2 protein-coding genes are annotated in these 499 nt (G+C 77.8%); one reads left to right on the forward strand and one right to left on the reverse strand.

The annotated features are described in order from the left end of the window. Positions 1 to 229: hypothetical protein (locus FAF44_RS53630; RefSeq protein WP_237111185.1), on the reverse strand; the 229-nt coding region annotated here is incomplete at its 3' end. Between the two features lie 30 nt (positions 230 to 259). Here FAF44_RS53630 and FAF44_RS53635 point away from each other — a divergent pair. Next, positions 260 to 499: hypothetical protein (locus FAF44_RS53635; RefSeq protein ID WP_237111186.1), on the forward strand; the 240-nt coding region annotated here is incomplete at its 3' end.

Genomic DNA, 499 nt, shown 5'->3' on the forward strand with positions numbered 1-499 from the left:
CCCTGATGCGGAGCCGCACCCGCCGGTCACCGGCGCCGCACGCCCTGGTGCCGGACCGCGTCCTGGTGCCGAGCCGCGCCCTGGTGCGGGACCGCGCCTTGGTGACGAGCTGCACCTTGGTGACGAGCCGCGCCCTGGTGACGAGCCGCGCCCTGGTGATGGCCCGCTTCCGCCGGCCGCCGACGGCGACGGTGCCGGCGGCGACGGGGGTCCGCTCGGGCGGTCTCACGGTGACCCGCTTCACGCGTCGCGGGCGGGCGTGCTGCGGGCGATCGCGCGCGCCCTCGACACGCTCCCCGCCACCATCAGACGGTCGCTGTACGTCGTCACCCGCCCCGCCGCTCCGTCCCGGCCGCACCTGACCGCGGAGGCCGCCATCCGGGAGGCCGTCAGCTCCATCACCCGCGACCACCCCGCCCTGCACCTGCCCCGCATCAGCCTGCACCCCGGCGACGACCTGGCCGACGACGCCCGCAGGCTGGCCCGCGAACTGCTCGCC

Origin of the sequence: Nonomuraea sp. MG754425 (genome assembly GCF_021699195.1) — a bacterium.
In the GTDB taxonomy this organism is placed as follows: domain Bacteria; phylum Actinomycetota; class Actinomycetes; order Streptosporangiales; family Streptosporangiaceae; genus Nonomuraea.